We start from the raw sequence: 20,148 nt of genomic DNA, 5'->3' as shown, positions 1-20,148 counted from the left end.
ATTTTCGGGTTCCACATACGACCAACTTGAGCATCTTAACCAAATGGTAACCAAGAAATCTTGCTATCTTGAGGCCGTAGATCAGTGTCGAAAGTACGAACCTAAAGCCAATCACGCAAAATGGGGATGAGCGGAATATCTGCGGCAGGCATTGGATAATTGCTTAGTTTGTTCGCTTTCACCCATTTTAAGGCTTGGTTTTCGCGCGACTGGGGCGTGCCGTTCCATTTTCGACAAGCAAACAGCGGCATCAAAAGATGGAATTTTTCGTATGAGTGCGACGCGAAGGTAAGCGGCGCGAGGCAGCTCTCCCACGTATCAATGCCAAGCTCTTCGTTTAACTCCCGCACCAAAGCTGCCTCTGGTGTTTCGCTCGTTTCGACTTTTCCGCCTGGAAATTCCCACAGACCTGCCATGGATTTACCTTCAGGGCGCTGGCCGAGCAAAACGCGACCATCAACGTCAATCAAAGCTACAGCAGACACAAGAACCGTCTTCATGAGCGATAATCAGCGTTGATTGTGATGTAGCCGTGGGTCAAATCACATGTCCACACAGTTGCATCGGATGTTCCCACGCCGAGGTCTACGTTGATTGCAATGTCTTGCTGTTTCATCACTGCTGCACCTTGTTCTTCCGCGTAGCTTGGGCTGACCCAACCATTCTCGGCCACACGGATGTCACCAAAGCTGATTGAAAGGGTGTCTCGGTCCGCCTTTGCACCGGATTTACCCACAGCTGCAACAATACGGCCCCAGTTTGGATCTTCACCCGCGATCGCCGTTTTGACGAGTGGCGAATTCGCGATTGAGAGTGCACAACGCTTTGCATCCGGCTCACTGTCAGCGCCGGTCACGTTGACTGTCACAAATTTGGTGGCGCCTTCGCCATCACGTACGACTTGATGAGCGAGGTCCCGCATTAATGTCTCAAGTGCCTGTGCAAATTCAGCGTTACCCGTGACGTCAACGTTCGATGCGCCTGTCGCTGCCATTATGAGTGTGTCGGAAGTAGATGTGTCGCTGTCTACAGTGATGCAGTTGAAGGTCCTGTCGTTAATTGCGGACACCATCTGTTGCAGGTCTGGCTGTGCGATTTTTGCATCGGTGAAGATATAAACCAGCATTGTGGCCATATCGGGCGCAATCATGCCGGACCCTTTGGCGATGCCGGTGATCGATACTGTGTTCCCGTCAATATCAATCTGTGCGCCTGCCGCTTTGGGGAACGTGTCCGTCGTCATTATCGCTTCGGCGGCACCCTTCAGCTTGCCCGGTGAGAGACCTTCTTTCAGCTCAGAAAGTTTGGCTGTAATTTTCTCAAATGGCAGGGCTTCACCGATCACGCCAGTTGACGATGAGAACACCCGTTGAGGGGCAATCCCGAGTGTATCGGCGACCGCTGTGCAGATATTCGTCACCGCCTCTGCGCCGCCCGATCCTGTAAACGCATTAGCGTTGCCAGAGTTTACGATAATTGCTGCCTCGCCAGAGGGGTCGCCACCAAGTTTAGCCTGACAGTCCAGCACGGGTGCCGCGCGGGTTGCGGACGTTGTGAAAACCCCTGCGATTGATGTGCCGGCTTGCAGATGTGCAAGCATCACATCTTTACGGCCTGAATAGCGCACGCCAGCTTCGACAGTCGCAAAGCGGACGCCCGAGATCATCGGGACAACGGGAAAACTAGCTGGGGCGAGGGGCGATATGGTCATTTATTCAGACAACAGTTCGTAGTTAGAAATGATTGATGGGTCGATTGCAGAAAGGTCTGCCGGAGTGATATCAGCGCCCTCAAGAAGATTGGCGACATAGCTATCAACGGCTTCACGTTGCAGTCGTTGTGACAGGTCTGCACGCACCTCATCGAGGCTGGGGGCGGATGCGATGCGGTCTTGCTTCAACAAAATCACGTGCCAGCCAAATTGGGTTTCGACAGGTTGTGAAACTTCGCCGACAGACAGCGCAACGACCGCCTCCTCAAACGGGGCAACCATAGCGCCGGTTCCAAACCAGCCCAAATCCCCACCATTCGGACCAGACGGGCCAGTTGATTTTTCTTTGGCAAGTTCTGCAAAGTCAGCACCATTTGATAGCTGCTCAACCAATGCGGTTGCTTCGTCTTGGGTCTCCACCAAAATATGTGCGGCATTGTACTCTTTGCCCAAATCAGCATCAGCGTACTGGGCTTCATACGCCGCCTTAAGCGCGTCTTCCGCGACAGCATCGGATGACAGGGCGTCAATCACTTCACCTGCCAGCAGCGAGCGTCGTTCGTTTTGCAGAGTAGTCGTAACGCGTGCGGGTGTGTCTTCAAGAGATTGGGCGAGAAGCTCTTGTTGTGTCAGTTGATCGATGATGCCCTGAAACAGGACCTCTGGCGGTAAATCACGATATTGTTGCGGCAAGCGCGCGTGCGATGCGATGACGTGGCCAAGTGTAATGTCGGTGCCATTGACCGAGGTAATCACGGTTGAGGCATCTTGGGCCTGCAAGGACGTGGCGGCAAAAGTACTCAACAAAGCTGCGCCAATAAAATTAAGGGGTTTTACCATTTCGTGATCCTTTCGTGGCCCCATGGGTGGTGCCGTTGACACTAACATAGGCGGCCCTTACATCCTTTACAGCACTTACGCCTTCAAGGTTTGAGACTGCCTGTTAAGCTCTTATGTATGGCTGCAGGTCGGGACGGGCAACCACCCGTCTTATGACATTTTTATTGGGGCCATCGGCCAAGGAAGACACATGTTGGGTTTAGGCACCATCGCCAAGAAGGTTTTTGGCACTCCAAACGATCGTAAAGTTAAATCGACACGTCCACTTGTTGAGAAAATCAATGCGCTCGAGCCTGATTTCCAAGCGCTTACCGATGAGCAACTAATTGAAAAGACAAACGAGTTTCGCGAGCGTATTGCCGGTGGTGAAAGCCTCGATAGTCTTCTGCCCGAAGCCTTTGCCAACTGTCGTGAGGGCGCGCGCCGTGCGCTTGGATTGCGGGCGTTTGATACGCAATTGATGGGCGGTATTTTCCTGCATCAAGGCAACATCGCTGAAATGAAAACCGGTGAGGGTAAAACCCTCGTTGCGACTTTCCCCGCCTATTTGAACGGGCTTAGCGGCAAGGGCGTACACATCGTGACGGTCAATGATTATCTGGCCAAACGTGATGCGGAATGGATGTCTAAAGTTTATGGCGCGTTGGGTTTGAGTACGGGTGTTGTCTATCCACAGCAGCCAGAGGCTGAGAAAAAGCAAGCCTACGCCGCCGACATCACATACGCGACCAACAATGAGCTTGGGTTCGATTACCTTCGTGACAACATGCGGTCTGAGCTGGACCAAATGGGACAACGGGGCCACAACTTTGCGATTGTCGACGAGGTCGACTCGATCTTGATTGATGAGGCGCGCACCCCGCTGATTATCTCTGGCCCTGCGCAGGATCGGTCTGAACTGTATAAAGTCGTGAACACGATTATTCCTGAACTAAGCGAGGAACACTTCACGATTGATGAGAAAACCCGCAACGTTACGTATTCTGAAGAAGGTAATGAGTGGCTTGAGCAACGCCTGCGTGAAGGTGGTCTGCTTGATGCTGAGCAAACTCTGTATGATCCCGAAAGTGTAACGTTGGTGCATCACGTGAACCAAGCGCTTTCAGCACATAAACTCTTTACCAAAGACAAAGACTACATTGTGCGCGACGGCGAAGTTATCCTCATTGATGAGCACACGGGCCGTATGATGCCGGGCCGTCGTATGTCAGATGGTTTGCACCAAGCGATTGAGGCGAAAGAAGGCGTGGCTATTCAGCCTGAAAACGTCACGCTCGCTTCTGTCACGTTCCAAAACTATTTCCGTCTGTATTCCAAGTTAGGCGGTATGACCGGTACTGCCAAAACAGAAGAAGAAGAGTTTGGTGAAATTTACAAGCTGGGCGTTGTCGAAGTGCCGACAAACCGTCCCATCCAGCGTGTGGACGAGCATGATCAAGTTTTCCGCACATCTGACGAAAAATACAAAGCTGTTGTTGACGCGTTGAAGGCCGCAAACGCAAACGGTCAGCCTGTTTTGGTTGGTACAACGTCGATCGAAAAATCGGAATATATTAGCCAAGTACTTACTGCCGAAGGTATTGAGCACAACGTTCTAAATGCGCGTCAGCACGAGCAAGAAGCGCAGATCATCGCAAAGGCTGGTCGCCTTGGCGCAGTAACACTTGCTACAAACATGGCGGGTCGCGGGACCGATATTCAGCTTGGCGGCAACGTCGATATGCAGGTCATGGAAGCGCTGGCTGAGAAACCTGACGCTGATCCAGAAGCGTTACGCGCAGAAATCGAAGCCTCGGTGGCGGATGAAAAGGCGAAGGTTCTTGCGGCTGGCGGTCTTTATGTTCTGGCAACCGAACGTCATGAAAGCCGTCGGATTGATAACCAGTTGCGTGGGCGTTCTGGACGTCAGGGGGATCCGGGTCGCTCGTCGTTTTTCCTGTCGCTTGAAGATGACCTGATGCGCATCTTTGGCTCTGAGCGTCTTGAGGCAGTTCTGTCTCGCCTCGGTATGGCGGAAGGTGAGGCGATTGTGCACCCGTGGGTCAACAAATCACTCGAGAAAGCACAGGCGAAAGTTGAAGGGCGCAACTTTGATATTCGTAAGCAGCTGCTTAAGTTTGATGACGTAATGAACGATCAGCGTAAGGTTATCTTCAACCAGCGTCTTGAGATCATGCAAAGCCGTGACGTGTCTGAAATTACAAAAGATATGCGCGATCAAGTGATTGAAGATTTGGTCGATGAGTTCATGCCGCCAAAAACCTATGCAGACCAATGGGATACGCAAACCATGCAGGCGCAGGCGATTGAGCGCCTTGGCCTTGATCTGCCGATCGTGGATTGGGCAGACGAAGAAGGTGTCGATGACGAGATAATCCTTGAGCGTATTGAGGAAGCCGCCGATGCAATGATGGCTGAAAAGTCTGAGCAGTTCGGTGAAGACAGCATGCGGAGCATTGAAAAGCAGCTTCTTTTGAACACTATCGATACAAAATGGCGTGAGCATCTGATCGCTCTTGAGCATTTGCGTTCTGTCGTGGGGTTCCGTGGATACGCGCAGCGTGATCCGTTGAACGAATATAAGACCGACAGTTTTCAACTATTTGAGGCTTTGCTCGATGGTCTTCGTGGCGATGTAACCCAGAAGCTGGCTCAAATCCGCCCTCTAACGGAGGAAGAGCAGCAAGCGATGATGGCGCAAATGGCCGCACAGCAGGCACAGCTACAAGCGCCGGCTGATGCTGTCCCCGCATCCGATAATGAAAACGCGGTTGATGGCTTTGTAGAAAGTGACCCTACGACTTGGGGTAATCCATCACGCAACGATAGTTGTCCTTGTGGTTCTGGTAAGAAGTTCAAGCACTGTCACGGGCGCGTTTAACGGCTTGTCCTTATAGCGCCTGAGGTTTGCGGTCAGAGGTAGCCGTCTGAGCGCATGCTCACCTCGCGCGATTTGCCGATGATTAAGTGATCATGAAGTGTCAGCCCAAGTGATTGGGCAGCGCTTTCCATGGTTAGTGTCATGGATATGTCAGATTTTGACGGCGTTGGATCGCCTGACGGATGATTATGCACAAGAATAAGGGCGCTTGCGTTCAATTCTAGGGCTCGCCGCATAACTTCCCTTGGGTAGACAGGCACATGGTCGACGGTGCCGCGGCCAAGTTCCTCATCGGCAATCAGCACATTTTTACGGTCTAAGAAAAGACAGCGGAACACTTCAGTGTCACCGTGTGACATGGCTGTGTGACAGTAGTTTATCAGTGCGTCCCAACTGGACAGCACATCTTTTTGCATCACTCGGGCGCGTGCCATCCGGTGTGACGTGGCTTCCAGAATTTTCAGATCGGTAATGACCAAATCACCCACACCGCGGATTTTGGCTAAATGTTCGGGGCGGGCAGAAATCACGCCATTGATATCCGAGAATGTATCAATTAACCGCCGCGCAACTGGTTTCACATCACATTTTGGAAGTGATCGAAACAAAACTAACTCGAGTAATTCGTAGTCGGGCATTCCGCGCGCACCGCCTTCGGCGAAACGGTGATGAAGACGTTGCCGATGATCTTTGACGTAACTTAGCTCCCCGCCTTTTGGGCCGGTAAAGAGAAGTTCTTGGCCCTCGAACAAGGGCATTTGGTTTTCAGAAAACTGATCTGGCGCACTCATGACACGACATGAATGCGCCGATTCTCTAAAAAATCAGTTAACCCTTCATCGTTTCCCAAAAGCTTTTGACGCTTGAGAAGAAGCTTGACGATTGTGGGTTGTTGTCTTCGCTAAGTTTTTCGAACTCGCGCAGAAGCTCTTTCTGCTTAGATGTAAGGTTCACAGGCGTTTCAACGGCCATTTCGATGAACATATCGCCTGCGCCGCCACCGCGAAGCCCGGGCATGCCTTTGCCGCGCAAACGCATTTGGCGCCCCGATTGGCTGCCGCCCGGGATTTTCACTCGTGACCGCCCACCATCAATAGTAGGCACCTCAATGTCGCCACCAAGAGCCGCAGACGTCATTGAAACAGGTACGCGGCAGAACAGGCTTTGCCCGTCACGCTCAAATATTTCATGCTCTGCGACTTCGATGAAAATATAAAGATCACCTGTCGGTCCACCGCGCATTCCAGCCTCGCCTTCGCCAGCAAGACGGATACGGGTGCCGGTTTCAACACCAGCAGGAATGTTTACAGAAAGGGAACGCTCTTTTTCTGTCCGGCCAGCACCGCCACATGCTTTGCACGGGTTCTTGATGATTTGACCAATACCGGAGCATGTAGGGCAGGTGCGTTCTACGGTAAAGAAGCCCTGTTGCGCACGGACTTTACCCATGCCTGAACACGTTGGACAGGTCGCGGGTTCGGCCCCACCGTCTGCACCAGTGCCAGTACATGTATCACAGTTAACAGATGTCGGGACGTTGATGGTTTTCTGGCTGCCGGCGAAAGCTTCTTCAAGGGTGACGCGCAAGTTGTAGCGCAGGTCAGAGCCGCGGCTGGCGCGTGTACGACCGCCACCACCGCGCTGTCCGCCCATGAAGTCACCAAACAGATCATCAAACACATCGGAAAAGGCGCTTGAGAAGTCACCGTTCCCGCCACCAAAACCGCCACCTTGCCGGCCGCCACCCATGCCGCCTTCAAAAGCTGCGTGGCCGTAACGATCGTAAGCAGCTTTTTTCTCTGCGTCTTTCAGCACTTCGTAGGCTTCGTTCGCTTCTTTGAACATTGCCTCGGCGTTTGGATTATCAGCATTACGGTCTGGGTGTAGTTCTTTCGCTTTGGTGCGATAGCCCTTCTTGATCTCATCAGCGGATGCGCCTTTTGAGACCCCTAGAATTTCATAATAGTCACGTTTTGCCATGGGTGGTCTCCCCTTTGGAACGTAAAAGCCAGCCCACCCGTCTTACAGGGATGCGGGCTGGCTTTATTGGTTCCTTAGCGCGGATTAGGCGCGTTTGTCGTCGTCCAGATCTTCGAAGTCAGCGTCTACGATGTCATCATCAACACCGGCGTTGCCATCTTCTGGTGCGGCTTCCTCACCAGCGGCTTCTTCTTGCGCTGATTTATAGATTGCTTCACCAAGTTTCATCGCAGCTTCAGTTACGTTCTGGATGCCGCCTTTGATCTTACCGGCGTCTTCTGTTTCCAGATCATCTTTGAGTGCAGCAATTGCCAACTCAATCGCTTCGATCGTTGTTGGGTCCACTTTGTCTGCGTGCTCTTCCATGGACTTTTCAGTCGAGTGGACGAGGCTCTCGGCTTGGTTCTTGGCTTCAACAAGTTCCTTACGATCTTTATCTGCTTCGGCATTATCCTCAGCATCTTTGACCATTTTTTCGATATCGTCATCAGACAAGCCACCAGAAGCCTGGATCGTGATCTTCTGCTCTTTACCAGTGCCTTTGTCAGCCGCGCCTACAGACACGATGCCGTTGGCGTCGATGTCGAAGGTCACTTCGATTTGTGGCATGCCGCGTGGTGCGGGTGGAATATCCTCAAGATTGAACTGACCGAGGATTTTGTTGTCCGCAGCCATCTCACGCTCGCCTTGGAATACGCGGATTGTCACGGCATTCTGGTTGTCTTCAGCAGTTGAGAAAGTTTGTGACTTCTTAGTTGGGATCGTTGTGTTGCGGTCGATAAGACGTGTGAACACACCACCAAGGGTCTCAATACCAAGCGAAAGCGGCGTTACGTCAAGCAGGACAACGTCTTTTACGTCACCTTGCAGAACACCGGCTTGAATTGCAGCACCCATGGCAACAACTTCATCTGGGTTCACGCCTTTGTTCGGCTCTTTACCGAAGAATTTTGTAACTTCTTCGATGACCTTTGGCATACGTGTCATACCACCAACAAGGACAACCTCGTCGATATCACCAACAGACAAACCTGCGTCTTTCAGGGCCGCTTGGCATGGTTTGATTGACGCTTTGATCAGGTCACCGACAAGGCTTTCCAGTTTCGCGCGGGTCAGTTTAACAACCAAGTGAAGCGGCTGGCCTGTTTTGCCGTCCATTGAGATGAAGGGCTGGTTGATTTCAGTCTGGCTTGCAGAAGAAAGCTCAATCTTTGCTTTCTCAGCGGCTTCTTTCAAACGCTGAAGCGCCATCTTGTCTTGGGTCAGGTCGACGCCGTTCGCTTTTTTGAACTCATCCGCGAGGTAGTTCACGATGCGCATGTCAAAGTCTTCACCACCAAGGAACGTATCACCGTTGGTTGATTTCACTTCGAACAAACCGTCATCAATCTCAAGGATCGTTACGTCGAACGTACCGCCACCAAGGTCATAAACCGCGATGGTTTGTGTCTCTTTTTTATCCAAGCCATAGGCCAAGGCCGCTGCTGTTGGCTCGTTGATGATACGCAGAACTTCGAGACCAGCGATTTTGCCGGCGTCTTTTGTTGCCTGACGTTGTGCATCGTTGAAGTATGCAGGAACGGTAATGACCGCCTGTGTCACATCTTCGCCGAGGTACGATTCAGCGGTTTCCTTCATCTTTTGCAGAATGAACGCTGAAATCTGTGAAGGGCTGTATTTTTCGTCTTGGGCTTGGACCCAAGCGTCGCCGTTGCCGCCATTGATAACAGCGAAAGGCATGTTCTTTTTGTCTTTTGCCAGATGCTCATCATCGGCGCGGCGGCCGATAAGACGCTTAACACCGAAAACAGTGTTCTCTGGGTTTGTGACTGCTTGGCGTTTTGCAGGCTGGCCTACAAGACGCTCGTCGTCTGTAAATGCAACGATTGATGGGGTCGTGCGCGCGCCTTCCGCATTCTCAATAACACGGGGCTGCGAACCATCCATGATGGCGACGCAGGAGTTTGTTGTCCCAAGGTCAATACCAATAACTTTAGCCATGAATTATCATCCTCTTTTTCCGGCGATGTCGTGAGGCGCGGACCCTATGTCCGGCATCCAAGCCTCAATCCCAAGGTGAAGGGCGCCCACAGAGGGACAACCCAGTTCGCAGCGTATATAGGGAGGGGTGTAGGGCGCTGCAAGCGGCGCGCCTTGGATAAATGCACCGAAATTTGAAGGAAAGTGATAATGCGACCCACTTTAAGCATTCGGGGCTTTCATATCTATAAAACTGCATTGGATATTGGCGCACAGCGGCAGTTGGTCGATGCAGTCCGGGGCATCGTTAAGGCGGCACCATTGATGAGGCCACAAACACCATCCGGTCGTCAGATGTCTGTCAGAATGACTTCGGCGGGACGTGTTGGGTGGACAGCAACTGCTTCGGGTTATCAGTATGCAGCGCGTCATCCTTCCGGCGTGGCGTGGCCCGCCATTCCGCGCGAAATCCTTGATGTGTGGAGCAGCGTCACGCGCGACGCGCCGTTGCCTGACAGTTGCTTGATCAATTTTTATGATGAAGCAGCCCGCATGGGGTTGCACCGCGATCATGATGAGGCTGATTTTCAGTGGCCCGTTGTTTCCATCTCGCTCGGGGATGAGGGCTTGTTGCGTGTAGGCGGCCTTGAGCGTGGCGGCACTACGGAAAGCATCTGGCTGCAATCAGGGGATGTTGTTGTGATGGGCGGACAGGCCCGTCTTGCCTATCACGGTATTGACCGCATCAAAGGTGGTTCATCACGACTTTTGCCCAACGGCGGTCGGCTTAACCTAACGCTCCGTGTTGCAACTTAAGCCGGCTTATTGTCGTGCGCTCCAGCTGACGGAGGCGTGTTTGCGGGTATAAAACTCACCCATCAGACCAATCATTAGGAATATGACCGTGATAAGGGCCGCATATTCCCAATCTGTGTAGCGCGGGTTGTAGTTCACAAACACAAAGCCACGGGCTTGGTCGATCGTGTGAAAGAGTGGGTTCCAATCGAACATCGCCAACATAAAACTTGGCAGCGTATTGGCTACGAACATTTTGCCTGAGGCAATCATGTTGGCACGGCTGTACACTTGGGTGAAGATGCCAACAACAGCCGGCATCCATGGTTTGAGCGCCAATAGAACCATCCCAATTGCAACGCCGCTGGCCCAAGACAAAAGCAGCATGCCAAGCGCGCTCATTGGGTCTTCGATGACGACTGGTGTGAAGATAACGTGATAGCCAAACAGAACTAAGAATAGCGATAGCAACTGAATATAAAGAGAGCCTAGCGCAGAGGAGCATATGGCGATTGCTGTGGTCATGGGGGCATGCTTCATCATTGCTGATGCCGGACCTTCTGAACTAACAACTGCGCTTAGGGCTTTGGTATGGCACAGGAACAAAAAGATACCTGACATGATGTACAGCAAGAAATCACCGCGCAATGTTGCGCCGCGCAGGCCTAGTACGGAAAACATAACGTAGAATGCCGCGACAAAGATGATTGTCTGCAGCATGTTGGTAAGCAACGCCAAGAAGGCATTGCCATGACTTTTGCGGACGTCACGGACGATCCCATGATAGATTAACTCAAGTAGACCAACGGCTTTTCGGCGCCCGGTAGGCCGTGCTTCAAAACTAAACATTTACTATCCTGCTCAACACGCGACCCCACTGGTTTCACAGAAATCTTGCTGTTTTATTACCAGAGTCGCATAAGCCTTACGCAAGACCATACGCTTTTTCGCTAATTTATCAATGATTTCGACATCGGGAGTAACAGTTTTGGATTTCACAAAGATGGAAGCGGTGTTCCGCGAGTTGGCTTTGCGCGCTGGTGACGTGATTATGGAAATCTATGAAGCGGATGATTTTGACATCAAAACCAAGTCAGATGATAGCCCTGTAACGGCCGCTGATGAGGCCGCGGATGCGCTTATCTCTGCGGGTTTGCGAGCCGCTTTTCCTGATGTGCTTTTGGTGACAGAGGAGCAGTCTGCCTCCCATACGCAAACGGCGGATACATTTATCATTGTTGACCCCCTTGATGGCACGAAAGAGTTCATCAACCGGCGTGGTGATTTTACAGTGAACATTGCGTTTGTTGAAAACGGCGTGCCGACACGTGGGGTTGTTTACGCGCCTGCCCGTCAGCGGTTGTTTTACACAAATGGGTCGGGTGAAAGTGTTGAAGAGGCGGGACCTTTTGCAAAAGATAAAGTGGGTCCGCAGGCGAAGATCGCTGTGTCATCCCCAGATAATACAGCTCTGCTTGTTGTTGCCTCAAAGTCTCACCGCGATCAGGCGACAGATGATTACATCAATAAATATTCGGTCAGCGATATGAAAAGCGCGGGATCGTCGCTGAAGTTTTGTCTGATTGCGACGGGTGAGGCTGATATATACCCGCGTTTGGGCCGCACGATGGAGTGGGATACGGCAGCGGGTCATGCGGTGTTGAATGGTGCGGGTGGTGCGGTTATTCGTTTTGACGATCATACGCCGCTCAAATACGGCAAAAGTGATTATGCAAACCCGTTCTTTATTGCCCACGCACCGGGCGTTGATCTTAAGCGAGGCTAGATATGTCCGTTCTCATCGTAATTCCTGCGCGGTTCGCTAGTACGCGGTACCCTGGCAAGCCACTTGTTGAACTTACCGGTGCTGACGGCACAAAACGCAGTTTGATTGAGCGGTCTTGGCGGGCAGCGATGGCCGTGAAGGGTGCAGACAAAGTTATTGTCGCAACTGATGACGACCGTATTCGCCAAGCGGCAGAGAGTTTTGGTGCGGAGGTCGTGATGACGTCAGAGAGCTGCGCCAACGGCACAGAGCGTTGCGCACAAGCCTATGCGAACCTTGGTGCGGACCACGATATTGTGGTCAATCTACAAGGTGATGCACCGCTCACGCCGCCTTGGTTTGTTGAGGCGTTGATCGATGGGCTGAAAAATATGCCAGCTGCTGATGTGGCCACGCCGGTTTTGCGGTGTGATGGTGAGACGCTGAACAGCCTTTTGAACGACCGCAAGCATGGTCGCGTTGGTGGGACAACGGCTGTGTTCGGCGCGGGTAATAATGCGCTCTATTTCAGCAAAGAAGTCATCCCGTTCGTCGCACAAGACTTTGACGCACAGGATCCCACACCTGTGTTTCATCACGTTGGTGTCTATGCGTATCGGCCCGCGGCGTTGATGGCCTATCCCACATGGGATTCTGGTCCGCTTGAAGGGCTTGAGGGGCTTGAGCAGCTTCGGTTCTTGGAGCGTGCAAGCCCCATGATGTGTGTTGAGGTTGAGCCCCGTGGCGCAAAGTTCTGGGAGCTAAATAATCCAGAAGACGTGCCTTTGATTGAGAAGATGCTACGCGATATGGGCCAAGCTTGATTACAATGGCATAGCTGTGTTTAATCTCCCTACTGCCGTGGAAATGTATTTTGGTCCATATATTTGCCTTACTGGTGACATATTCGGGCAAGAAGCCTGTGCCTAAATACTGCGTAAGGTTCGACAAATGCGAAAAAAGGTAACAAAAGCTATTTTCCCCGTGGCAGGCTTGGGCACGCGATTTTTGCCTGCGACCAAATCAGTGCCAAAAGAGATTATGACATTGGTTGACCGCCCGCTGATCCAATACGCCATCGATGAAGCACGTGCGGCAGGCATTAAAGAATTCATCTTTGTAACGTCTCGCGGCAAAGGGGCGCTTGAGGATTACTTTGATCATGCCCCAACCCTTGAACAAGAACTTCGCAAAAAGGGCAAAGATGAGCTTCTTGAGGTTCTAAAAAATACCAACATGGATAGTGGGGCAATCGCCTATATTCGCCAACACAAAGCCCTTGGTCTGGGGCATGCGGTGTGGTGCGCGCGCCGGCTTATCGCGAATGAGCCTTTTGCGGTTATTCTACCTGATGATGTTATTGCGGCGGATAAGCCGTGTCTCCAACAGATGGTAGAGGCATATGAGGAAACAGGCGGCTCGATGGTGGCTGCGATGGAGGTCCCCAAAGAGAAATCAAGCAGCTACGGCATGCTTGATATCCAAGAAGACCTTGGCGCGATGGTGTCGGTCAAAGGTATGGTTGAGAAGCCTTCCGTTGAGGACACGCCGTCGAACTTAGCTGTGATCGGTCGTTACATCCTTTCGCCAAAAGTACTGCAAAACCTCAGTCAGCTTAAATCTGGCGCGGGCGGTGAAATACAGCTGACTGACGCGATCGCGAAAGAGATTGAAAACGAACGGGGCGTTTATGGATACCGTTTCCAAGGTCAGCGGTTTGATTGTGGATCGAAAGCCGGCTTTCTGCAGGCGACTGTCTCGTTTGGCTTGGGTCGCGATGATCTCCGCGATGAGCTTTTGGACTATCTTCAGCAGATGGTTGGCCAACAACAAGCTGCACAGTGATTTGGTGTAGCTGACGTTTCGGGTCTTGGCATGATAGCGCGCCTCGTTGATGCTTATAAACTGCGGTGGAAACGCCGCCGATATTTGTTGCGCGCATTGCGCAAGCGGAATCAACTCGCGCTGGTAAGCGATAAGACTGCCAATCTCATTCCGAGCAGTGTTTTGTGCTTTGTGTGTGTGCGCAATGAACGCACGCGCCTGCCATACTTTTTTGAACACTACCGCAGATTGGGCGTACAGCACTTTTTGGTGGTAGATAACGGCTCAACGGACGGCAGCTCTGAACTGCTTCACGGCGCACCGGATGTGTCTGTTTGGCGCACCAATCACAGCTATCGGCTGTCGCGGTTTGGGATGGACTGGCTGACGTGGTTGATGGTTGTTTACGGACATGACCGGTGGTGCTTGACGGTAGATGCCGATGAGTTGCTCGTATACGATCAGAGTACTACTCAAGATCTCAGGGCGCTGTCCAAAGTGCTTGATGCGGCGGGTGAGACTTGCTTTGGGGCACTCATGTTGGACATGTATCCTAAAGGGCCACTTGGGCGGCAGACATATAAAGCGGGTGATGATCCGATCGATGTCTTAGGCTGGTTTGATCCTGATGGGTACGACTTCAAAACACAAAGACGGATGAACAACCTTTGGGTGCAGGGCGGGCCACGGGCACGTCAGTTTTTCGCCCAAGAATTCCGCCGCGCGCCGACGCTTAACAAGATCCCTTTTGTAAAATGGAGCCGACGTTTTGCATATGTGAACTCAACGCATTCGCTGCTGCCAAAGCGCTTGAACGATGTGCAGAATTATCAGGGAAGTGAAAAGCCATCTGGCGTTCTGCTTCATACGAAATTTCTGCCCGAAGTTGTTGATAAATCTTCCGAGGAAAAGCAGCGTGATGAGCATTTCAATAATTCCGCCCTTTATGATGAGTATTATGACGCCCTAAGTGCGAACCCTGATTTGTGGCACAAAGGTGCTGCCCGCTATGAGGGTCCGCAGCAGTTGATTGATTTGGGACTTATGTATCCGATCAAATGGGGCGCGTAGGCGGCGAATTTATTTACGAAAACGCAATTTTTGGCCTATAGTTGCGATGTACGAAAACCGGCGGTGATCGGTTGGGGATTTATGAGGTTTGGCTTTTGGGTATTTGGAGCTCATACAGGATGAGGCTGCAGAGGAAGCGCTTGCGCATCCGTGCGCGGCGCAAATCCCGTGAGTTGCGAATGGTTGTCAATAATACTGCTCAAATCCCACGTGATGGCATCGTTCTGTTCTCTACCCTTCGCAACGAAAAGCGCCGTTTGCCATATTTTTTGGAGTACTACCGTGCGCAGGGTGTCGATCACTTTGTGATTGTTGATAACGACAGTGATGATGGTGGCCGTGAGTATCTTGCGCAGCAGCCCGATGTATCGGTTTGGACGACACAACATAGCTATAAATCGGCACGCTTTGGGATGGATTGGCTCAACTATCTGCTCTCGAAATATGGTGCGGGTAAGTGGTGTTTGACCGTTGATTGTGACGAATTTTTTGTCTTTCCGTTCAGCGATACGCGCCCCATTCGGGCGCTGACTGATTGGCTTGATACATCTTCGATACGGTCATTCAGCGCATTGCTTTTGGATATGTATCCAAAGGGCCCAATAGGTCAGTCCCGCTATGTGGAAGGTCAGGACCCCCTTGAGGTGCTCAATTGGTTTGACGCGGGCAATTACACGATTTCGCGCAATAACCGATACGACAATTTATGGATTCAAGGTGGTCCGCGCATGCGGATGTTCTTCGCCGATGACCCAATCCGTGCGCCTGCGCTCAACAAAACCCCGCTCGTCAAGTGGCGTAAAGGCTACACCTATGTCAGTTCAACACACATGCTTTTGCCCCGCGGTTTGAACCTCACCTACGATGCAAATGGCGGTGAGAAGGCTACGGGCGTTCTACTGCACGCCAAGTTTCTTGATACGTTTGGTGCCAAAGCGGCTGAAGAACTGAACCGCAAACAGCACTACGCGGCCAGTCATGAGTATAAATCCTACGCTGCGCAGATGAAGGGTGACCCCGATCTTTGGTGCAAGTGGTCAGAGAGTTACATTAACTGGCGGCAGCTCGAAATTTTGGGCCTCATGTCTAAAGGAAATTGGGCATGAGCGTTGGGGTCATCATGCTTGTTCACACGGCATTGGACCGTGCTGAACAAGTAGTGCGTCATTGGGTGGCCGGTGGTTGTCCCGTTGTTGTCCATGTTGACAAAGCTGTGTCGCGGGCGGAATTCACTGCGTTTCGCGGGCGGCTTTCAGATTTGCCTGAGGTGAGCTTTTCTGCACGACGTAAATGTCATTGGGGCACATGGTCATTGGTTGGCGCAACACAAATGGCAGCTGAGCAAATCCTGCGTGAGCATCCACAGGTCGAGCATGTTTTTCTAGCATCTGGGTCATGTTTGCCCCTGCGGCCTGTGCGCGATTTATGCGCCTATTTAAAAGCGCGCCCCAAAATAGATTTCATCGAAAGCGCCACGACCCAAGACGTTCCTTGGACGATTGGTGGCCTGGATGCTGAGCGCTTTACCTTACGATTCCCGTTCTCTTGGAAGCACCAACGAAGGCTATTTGATGGGTATGTCCGGCTGCAGCGCCGCATCAGATTTAAACGTAAAATACCCACGGGACTACAACCCCATATGGGATCTCAGTGGTGGTGCCTGACGCGCAGCACGCTCTCTGCCATTTTGAACGATCCGATGCGCCAAACGTATGATCGATACTTCAAGCGTGTCTGGATATCGGACGAGAGTTACTTTCAAACGCTTGCGCGGATCCATTCCGAACGAATTGAGAGCCGCTCGCTCACGCTGTCCAAGTTCGATTTTCAGGGCAAGCCCCATATCTTTTACGATGATCATCTACAGCTTTTACGCCGTTCTGATTGCTTTGTAGCGCGTAAGATTTGGCCCCAAGCGAATGTACTTTATGATACGTTTCTTCAAAAGAATGAGGGTGCCGTACCACAAACAGAGCCTGCTCCAGCCAAGATTGACCGGATATTTGCCAAGGCGGTTGAGCGTCGTGTACGCGGCCGTAATGGGTTGTATATGCAAGGGCGATTCCCCCATGCAGGTGTCGAAGGCGCAATGACTGCGGCGCCCTATTCTGTCTTTTGTGGTTTTAATGACGTTTTTGAAGGCTTTGCGGATTGGCTTCCAAGGGCAACGCCAGTTCGTGTCCATGGGCATTTATTCGCTCGGGACAAAGTGCATTTTGCGGGCGGTGAGCCAAGTTTTAATGGCGCTTTGTCGGACAGCGCCGCAGTTCGCGACTATGCTCCACGTGATTTTCTGACGTCACTTATCTGGAACACGCGCGGCGAACGGCAGTGTTTTCAGTTTGGACCTGCTGATGTGCAAGACCTTAACTGGAAACTGGCGCTTGATCCGAACGCACAGATTTCTGTGATTTCTGGCGCGTGGGCTGTGCCGCTCTTTCACTCAAAGCGTCCTTTCGCGGAGGTCCGTGTTGAGGCGGCACGCCTACAGTGCGTTGAAAACAAGTTCTTAGAGATTTTGAAAACGCCTTACGTAAAAGCAAAGGTCCGAACGTGGACACTGGCTGACTTCATTGAGGCGCCCATGGATGCGTTACAAGATATTGTTGATGAGATGGGGCAAAAGCCACCTCGGCGCCTGACAGAAGTGCCCAAGATGGTTGATCTTACTGGTTTTGGGCAGTTTCTGCAGAGCCTGAAAAACGAAGGGATGCATCCGTATTTGATGGGTGATTTTCCCCTTTCAAGCGTTGAGGCAGCACCCGTGCCAGAGCCTCGCCGACCATATTTGGTGAGATAGATGACAGGCCGTTTTGATAGCTTTGTAATGTTTGCCGAGATGCGAACGGGATCCAATCTTTTGGAAACCCACCTAAACGCGATGGCAGGCGTTACATGTCATGGTGAGGCGTTTAATCCTGCGTTTATCGGTTATCCCAACCGAGATGATATTTTGGGGATCAGCAAAAAACAGCGCGAACAAAAACCGCACCTTCTTGTTCAGGCGATCCGAAACGCCGCTGGCCTCAATGGATTTCGGTATTTTCATGAACACGATCCGCGCATCTTAGCTGATATCATCGAGGATGAGCGGTGCGCCAAGATCATTTTGACGCGCAATCCGCTTGATAGCTTTGTGTCCCTTCAAATCGCGCGTGCGACCAATCAGTGGAAACTAACCGACGAGACGCGGCGCAAAACCAGCCAGATCGAATTTCAGCCGCGCAAATACGCTAAATTTTTAGCTGATCTTCAAGCATTTCAGCAAGACCTGCGGGGGGCACTTCAACGGGCGGGCCAGGCACCCTTCTGTGTGGACTATGATGACCTTAACTCACTTGATGTGTTGAATGGGATCGCCGCTTATCTTGGTGCGCCTGCACTTAGCGGGTTGTCGACCGAGTTGAAGCGGCAAAACCCTGCGCCGCTGTCCTCAAAAGTTTCAAACTATGCAGAGATGCGAGCAGCGCTTGGTAGGGTGGAGCAGATTGATGAGCAGGAGGTTGCATCAACTGAACCTGCCCGAAGCGCGGCAGTTCCAAGTTACATTGCTGCCGCTGAAACGGGGCTTTTATATCATCCTATTCCTGGTGGCCCGATGGCTAAAGTTACGCACTGGCTTGCTCAGGTAGACGGCGTAGCGACCGCTGATTTGTTGACGGATTTTTCGCAAAAGACTGTCCGGCGGTGGAAGCGGAACCGGACCCCCAACAGGACGTTTACCGTTGTTTGCCATCCTATTGAGCGGGCCCATAGAGTGTTCTGTGAAAGAATCCTCAACGTGGATGAGGCCAGTTTTCCTGTGATTAGGCAAAATCTGATCGAAAACTACGACATTACCCTACCCAAAGATGGACGCCGCTCTTTTGGATATGGTCCTAATGAGCACCGAGTAGGCTTCTTGAAGTTTTTGGAGTTCATTAAGGCAAACCTTGGGGGCAAAACGAGTATCCGCGTTGATCCAAACTGGGCAAGTCAATCAAGCATCCTTCAGGGATTTAGCACGTTTATGAGCCCTGATATGGTTATCCGAGAGGCTGAGCTTTCTGAGGGGCTTGCTTATCTTTCGGCGCGGGTCAAAAGCGCGTGTCCGGCCTTAACGCAGTCTGACACGAGTGCTGAGTTCGAACTGGCAGAAATCTACGATGCTGAAGTCGAACGCGCGTGCCGCGAGGCGTACCAGCGCGATTACATGGCGTTCGGTTTCTCAGCTTGGAAAAACTAGGCTGCTTTTGAGATATTCTGAGCAGTCAAAACTGCATACAGCGTTGATGGGTCGCTATTTGCGCGAAGTTTCTCGCAGACCGCTTCATCGCGCAATGTCCGCGATACCAGAGCCAGCGCTTTGAGGTGCGAAACACCGCTGTCGCGGGGTGCAAACAATGCAAACACAAGATCAACAGGCTGGCGATCAACCGCCCCAAAATCTACGGGGCGTTCAAGACGAAGAAATACACCTTTTACAGTGTCGATATGGTCAAGCCGCGCGTGAGGTAGGGCAACACCGTGCCCTACTCCCGTTGGCCCAAGCTCTTCGCGCTTCATAAGGGCCTCAATCAATCGCGCACCTTGAAGGTCGTAGCACGCATTCGCGATGTCACCCACATCGTGCAGCAGTCGTTTTTTACTGCTAACGTTGCCCAAGACGCGGACGGCGTTTGGTGTAAGGATATCGCTTAGGTTCATTGTACTGCTCTTTTCGACTGATGCGCCGATGCCCTGTTACGTTTTGGGCTCGATCCACCCAATGTTACCATCGTCGCGTTTGTAGACGACCCCAAACGCACTGTTACTCTCGTTCCGGAAAATCACCACTGGCGCTCCGGAAATCTCCATCTGCATAACCGCTTCACCGACTGACATTGTTGAAACTTTGGTTTCAACTTCGGCAATAATCATAGGCTGCAACGTTTCCGGTTCACTATCGTCAACGCCCTCACTTGTCGCGAGGATATAAGAGGAAGCCCCCAATTGTTCAACCGGTTCTTTCCGCTTGCTATGGTGGTCCTTCAGGCGCCGTTTGTAGCGCCGTAACTGCTTTTCCATTTTCTCAGCACATTCATCGAATGCCGCATAGATTTCGGTCGCATGAGCCTTTGCCTGCGCGGTCAGTCCGGTTGAAAGATGGATGGTCGCTTCACAGACGTGTTCATGACCGCTTTTTGAAAAAACCACATTGGCGTCCGTCGGTCGTTCTGCGTATTTCTCAACGATGTCATTAAGTTCGCTTTTGACATGTGTTTGAAGTGCGTCGCCGATGTCGATTTGCTTGCCAGTGATTTGATAGCGCATGAAGTCTCC

Annotated in this window: 18 protein-coding genes; 9 read left to right on the top strand and 9 right to left on the bottom strand. The window is 51.8% G+C overall.

The window, feature by feature from the left end:
• Positions 1-101 precede the first annotated feature (101 nt).
• From NeNHUV3_RS07735 to NeNHUV3_RS07725, 3 genes are read right to left on the bottom strand one after another with little or no spacing between them, the layout of a single operon-like run.
• Positions 102-500, bottom strand: coding sequence for a (deoxy)nucleoside triphosphate pyrophosphohydrolase (locus tag NeNHUV3_RS07735; RefSeq protein ID WP_391480746.1), 399 nt, complete (start codon positions 498-500; stop codon positions 102-104).
• Positions 497-1,711: a bifunctional glutamate N-acetyltransferase/amino-acid acetyltransferase ArgJ gene (gene argJ / locus NeNHUV3_RS07730; RefSeq protein WP_391480745.1), complete on the bottom strand. Its 1,215-nt coding sequence runs from the start codon at positions 1,709-1,711 to the stop codon at positions 497-499. The genes NeNHUV3_RS07735 and argJ overlap by 4 nt, the downstream gene beginning before the upstream one ends.
• Positions 1,712-2,551: a peptidylprolyl isomerase gene (locus NeNHUV3_RS07725; protein ID WP_391480743.1), complete on the bottom strand. Its 840-nt coding sequence runs from the start codon at positions 2,549-2,551 to the stop codon at positions 1,712-1,714.
• A gap of 190 nt (positions 2,552-2,741) precedes the next feature.
• Between NeNHUV3_RS07725 and secA the strand changes: the two genes are divergently transcribed.
• The gene (gene secA / locus NeNHUV3_RS07720; RefSeq protein WP_391480741.1) at positions 2,742-5,432 is read left to right on the top strand and encodes a preprotein translocase subunit SecA; all 2,691 of its coding nucleotides are present in this window, start codon (positions 2,742-2,744) and stop codon (positions 5,430-5,432) included.
• Positions 5,433-5,464: 32 nt separating this feature from the next.
• Here secA and radC read toward each other — a convergent pair whose 3' ends face one another.
• From radC to dnaK, 3 genes are all read right to left on the bottom strand, one after another.
• Positions 5,465-6,223 (bottom strand): DNA repair protein RadC, encoded by a 759-nt coding sequence (radC, locus tag NeNHUV3_RS07715; RefSeq protein WP_391480740.1) that lies wholly within the window; start codon positions 6,221-6,223, stop codon positions 5,465-5,467.
• Positions 6,224-6,260: 37 nt separating this feature from the next.
• On the bottom strand, positions 6,261-7,412 hold the full coding sequence (gene dnaJ, locus NeNHUV3_RS07710; RefSeq protein WP_048598513.1) for a molecular chaperone DnaJ: 1,152 nt from the start codon (positions 7,410-7,412) through the stop codon (positions 6,261-6,263).
• A gap of 84 nt (positions 7,413-7,496) precedes the next feature.
• Positions 7,497-9,413: a molecular chaperone DnaK gene (gene dnaK / locus NeNHUV3_RS07705; RefSeq protein WP_391480738.1), complete on the bottom strand. Its 1,917-nt coding sequence runs from the start codon at positions 9,411-9,413 to the stop codon at positions 7,497-7,499.
• Between the two features lie 189 nt (positions 9,414-9,602).
• Here dnaK and NeNHUV3_RS07700 point away from each other — a divergent pair, with 189 nt between their 5' ends.
• Complete coding sequence (locus NeNHUV3_RS07700) at positions 9,603-10,208, top strand: alpha-ketoglutarate-dependent dioxygenase AlkB family protein (RefSeq protein WP_391480736.1); 606 nt, start codon at positions 9,603-9,605, stop codon at positions 10,206-10,208.
• A 6-nt stretch (positions 10,209-10,214) separates the two neighbouring features.
• Here the strand turns inward: NeNHUV3_RS07700 and NeNHUV3_RS07695 are convergent, their stop codons facing one another.
• Positions 10,215-11,036 (bottom strand): ABC transporter permease, encoded by an 822-nt coding sequence (locus NeNHUV3_RS07695; RefSeq protein WP_341246441.1) that lies wholly within the window; start codon positions 11,034-11,036, stop codon positions 10,215-10,217.
• A gap of 154 nt (positions 11,037-11,190) precedes the next feature.
• On the opposite strand from NeNHUV3_RS07695, the gene cysQ reads away from it, so the two are divergent.
• The 7 genes from cysQ (at position 11,191) to NeNHUV3_RS07660 (ending at position 19,072) form a co-directional block, all read left to right on the top strand.
• Positions 11,191-11,973 carry a 3'(2'),5'-bisphosphate nucleotidase CysQ gene (gene cysQ, locus NeNHUV3_RS07690; RefSeq protein ID WP_391483209.1) on the top strand — a complete coding sequence of 261 codons (783 nt, stop codon included), beginning with the start codon at positions 11,191-11,193 and terminating at the stop codon, positions 11,971-11,973.
• Positions 11,974-11,975: 2 nt separating this feature from the next.
• Positions 11,976-12,776, top strand: coding sequence for a 3-deoxy-manno-octulosonate cytidylyltransferase (locus NeNHUV3_RS07685; protein ID WP_391480734.1), 801 nt, complete (start codon positions 11,976-11,978; stop codon positions 12,774-12,776).
• A gap of 127 nt (positions 12,777-12,903) precedes the next feature.
• The gene (galU, locus tag NeNHUV3_RS07680) at positions 12,904-13,797 is read left to right on the top strand and encodes a UTP--glucose-1-phosphate uridylyltransferase GalU (RefSeq protein WP_391480732.1); all 894 of its coding nucleotides are present in this window, start codon (positions 12,904-12,906) and stop codon (positions 13,795-13,797) included.
• A gap of 30 nt (positions 13,798-13,827) precedes the next feature.
• The gene (locus NeNHUV3_RS07675; protein ID WP_391480731.1) at positions 13,828-14,847 is read left to right on the top strand and encodes a glycosyltransferase family 2 protein; all 1,020 of its coding nucleotides are present in this window, start codon (positions 13,828-13,830) and stop codon (positions 14,845-14,847) included.
• Between the two features lie 95 nt (positions 14,848-14,942).
• On the top strand, positions 14,943-15,953 hold the full coding sequence (locus NeNHUV3_RS07670) for a glycosyltransferase family 2 protein (RefSeq protein WP_391483207.1): 1,011 nt from the start codon (positions 14,943-14,945) through the stop codon (positions 15,951-15,953).
• Positions 15,950-17,647 (top strand): beta-1,6-N-acetylglucosaminyltransferase, encoded by a 1,698-nt coding sequence (locus tag NeNHUV3_RS07665; RefSeq protein ID WP_391480729.1) that lies wholly within the window; start codon positions 15,950-15,952, stop codon positions 17,645-17,647. The genes NeNHUV3_RS07670 and NeNHUV3_RS07665 overlap by 4 nt, the downstream gene beginning before the upstream one ends.
• Entirely contained in the window at positions 17,648-19,072 is a 1,425-nt protein-coding gene (locus tag NeNHUV3_RS07660; protein WP_391480728.1) for a nodulation protein NodH, read from the top strand. It abuts the gene before it with no gap.
• On the opposite strand, the gene NeNHUV3_RS07655 is transcribed toward NeNHUV3_RS07660, so the two are convergent.
• Positions 19,069-19,533: a PTS sugar transporter subunit IIA gene (locus NeNHUV3_RS07655; protein WP_391480726.1), complete on the bottom strand. Its 465-nt coding sequence runs from the start codon at positions 19,531-19,533 to the stop codon at positions 19,069-19,071. The genes NeNHUV3_RS07660 and NeNHUV3_RS07655 overlap by 4 nt on opposite strands.
• 36 nt (positions 19,534-19,569) lie before the next feature.
• Entirely contained in the window at positions 19,570-20,139 is a 570-nt protein-coding gene (gene hpf / locus NeNHUV3_RS07650; protein WP_391480724.1) for a ribosome hibernation-promoting factor, HPF/YfiA family, read from the bottom strand.
• Positions 20,140-20,148: the final 9 nt, after the last annotated feature.

It is taken from the genome of Nereida sp. NH-UV-3 (genome assembly GCF_042939535.1).
Lineage (GTDB): Bacteria > Pseudomonadota > Alphaproteobacteria > Rhodobacterales > Rhodobacteraceae > Nereida > Nereida ignava.
This window is presented reverse-complemented; position numbering and strand designations above follow the sequence as displayed.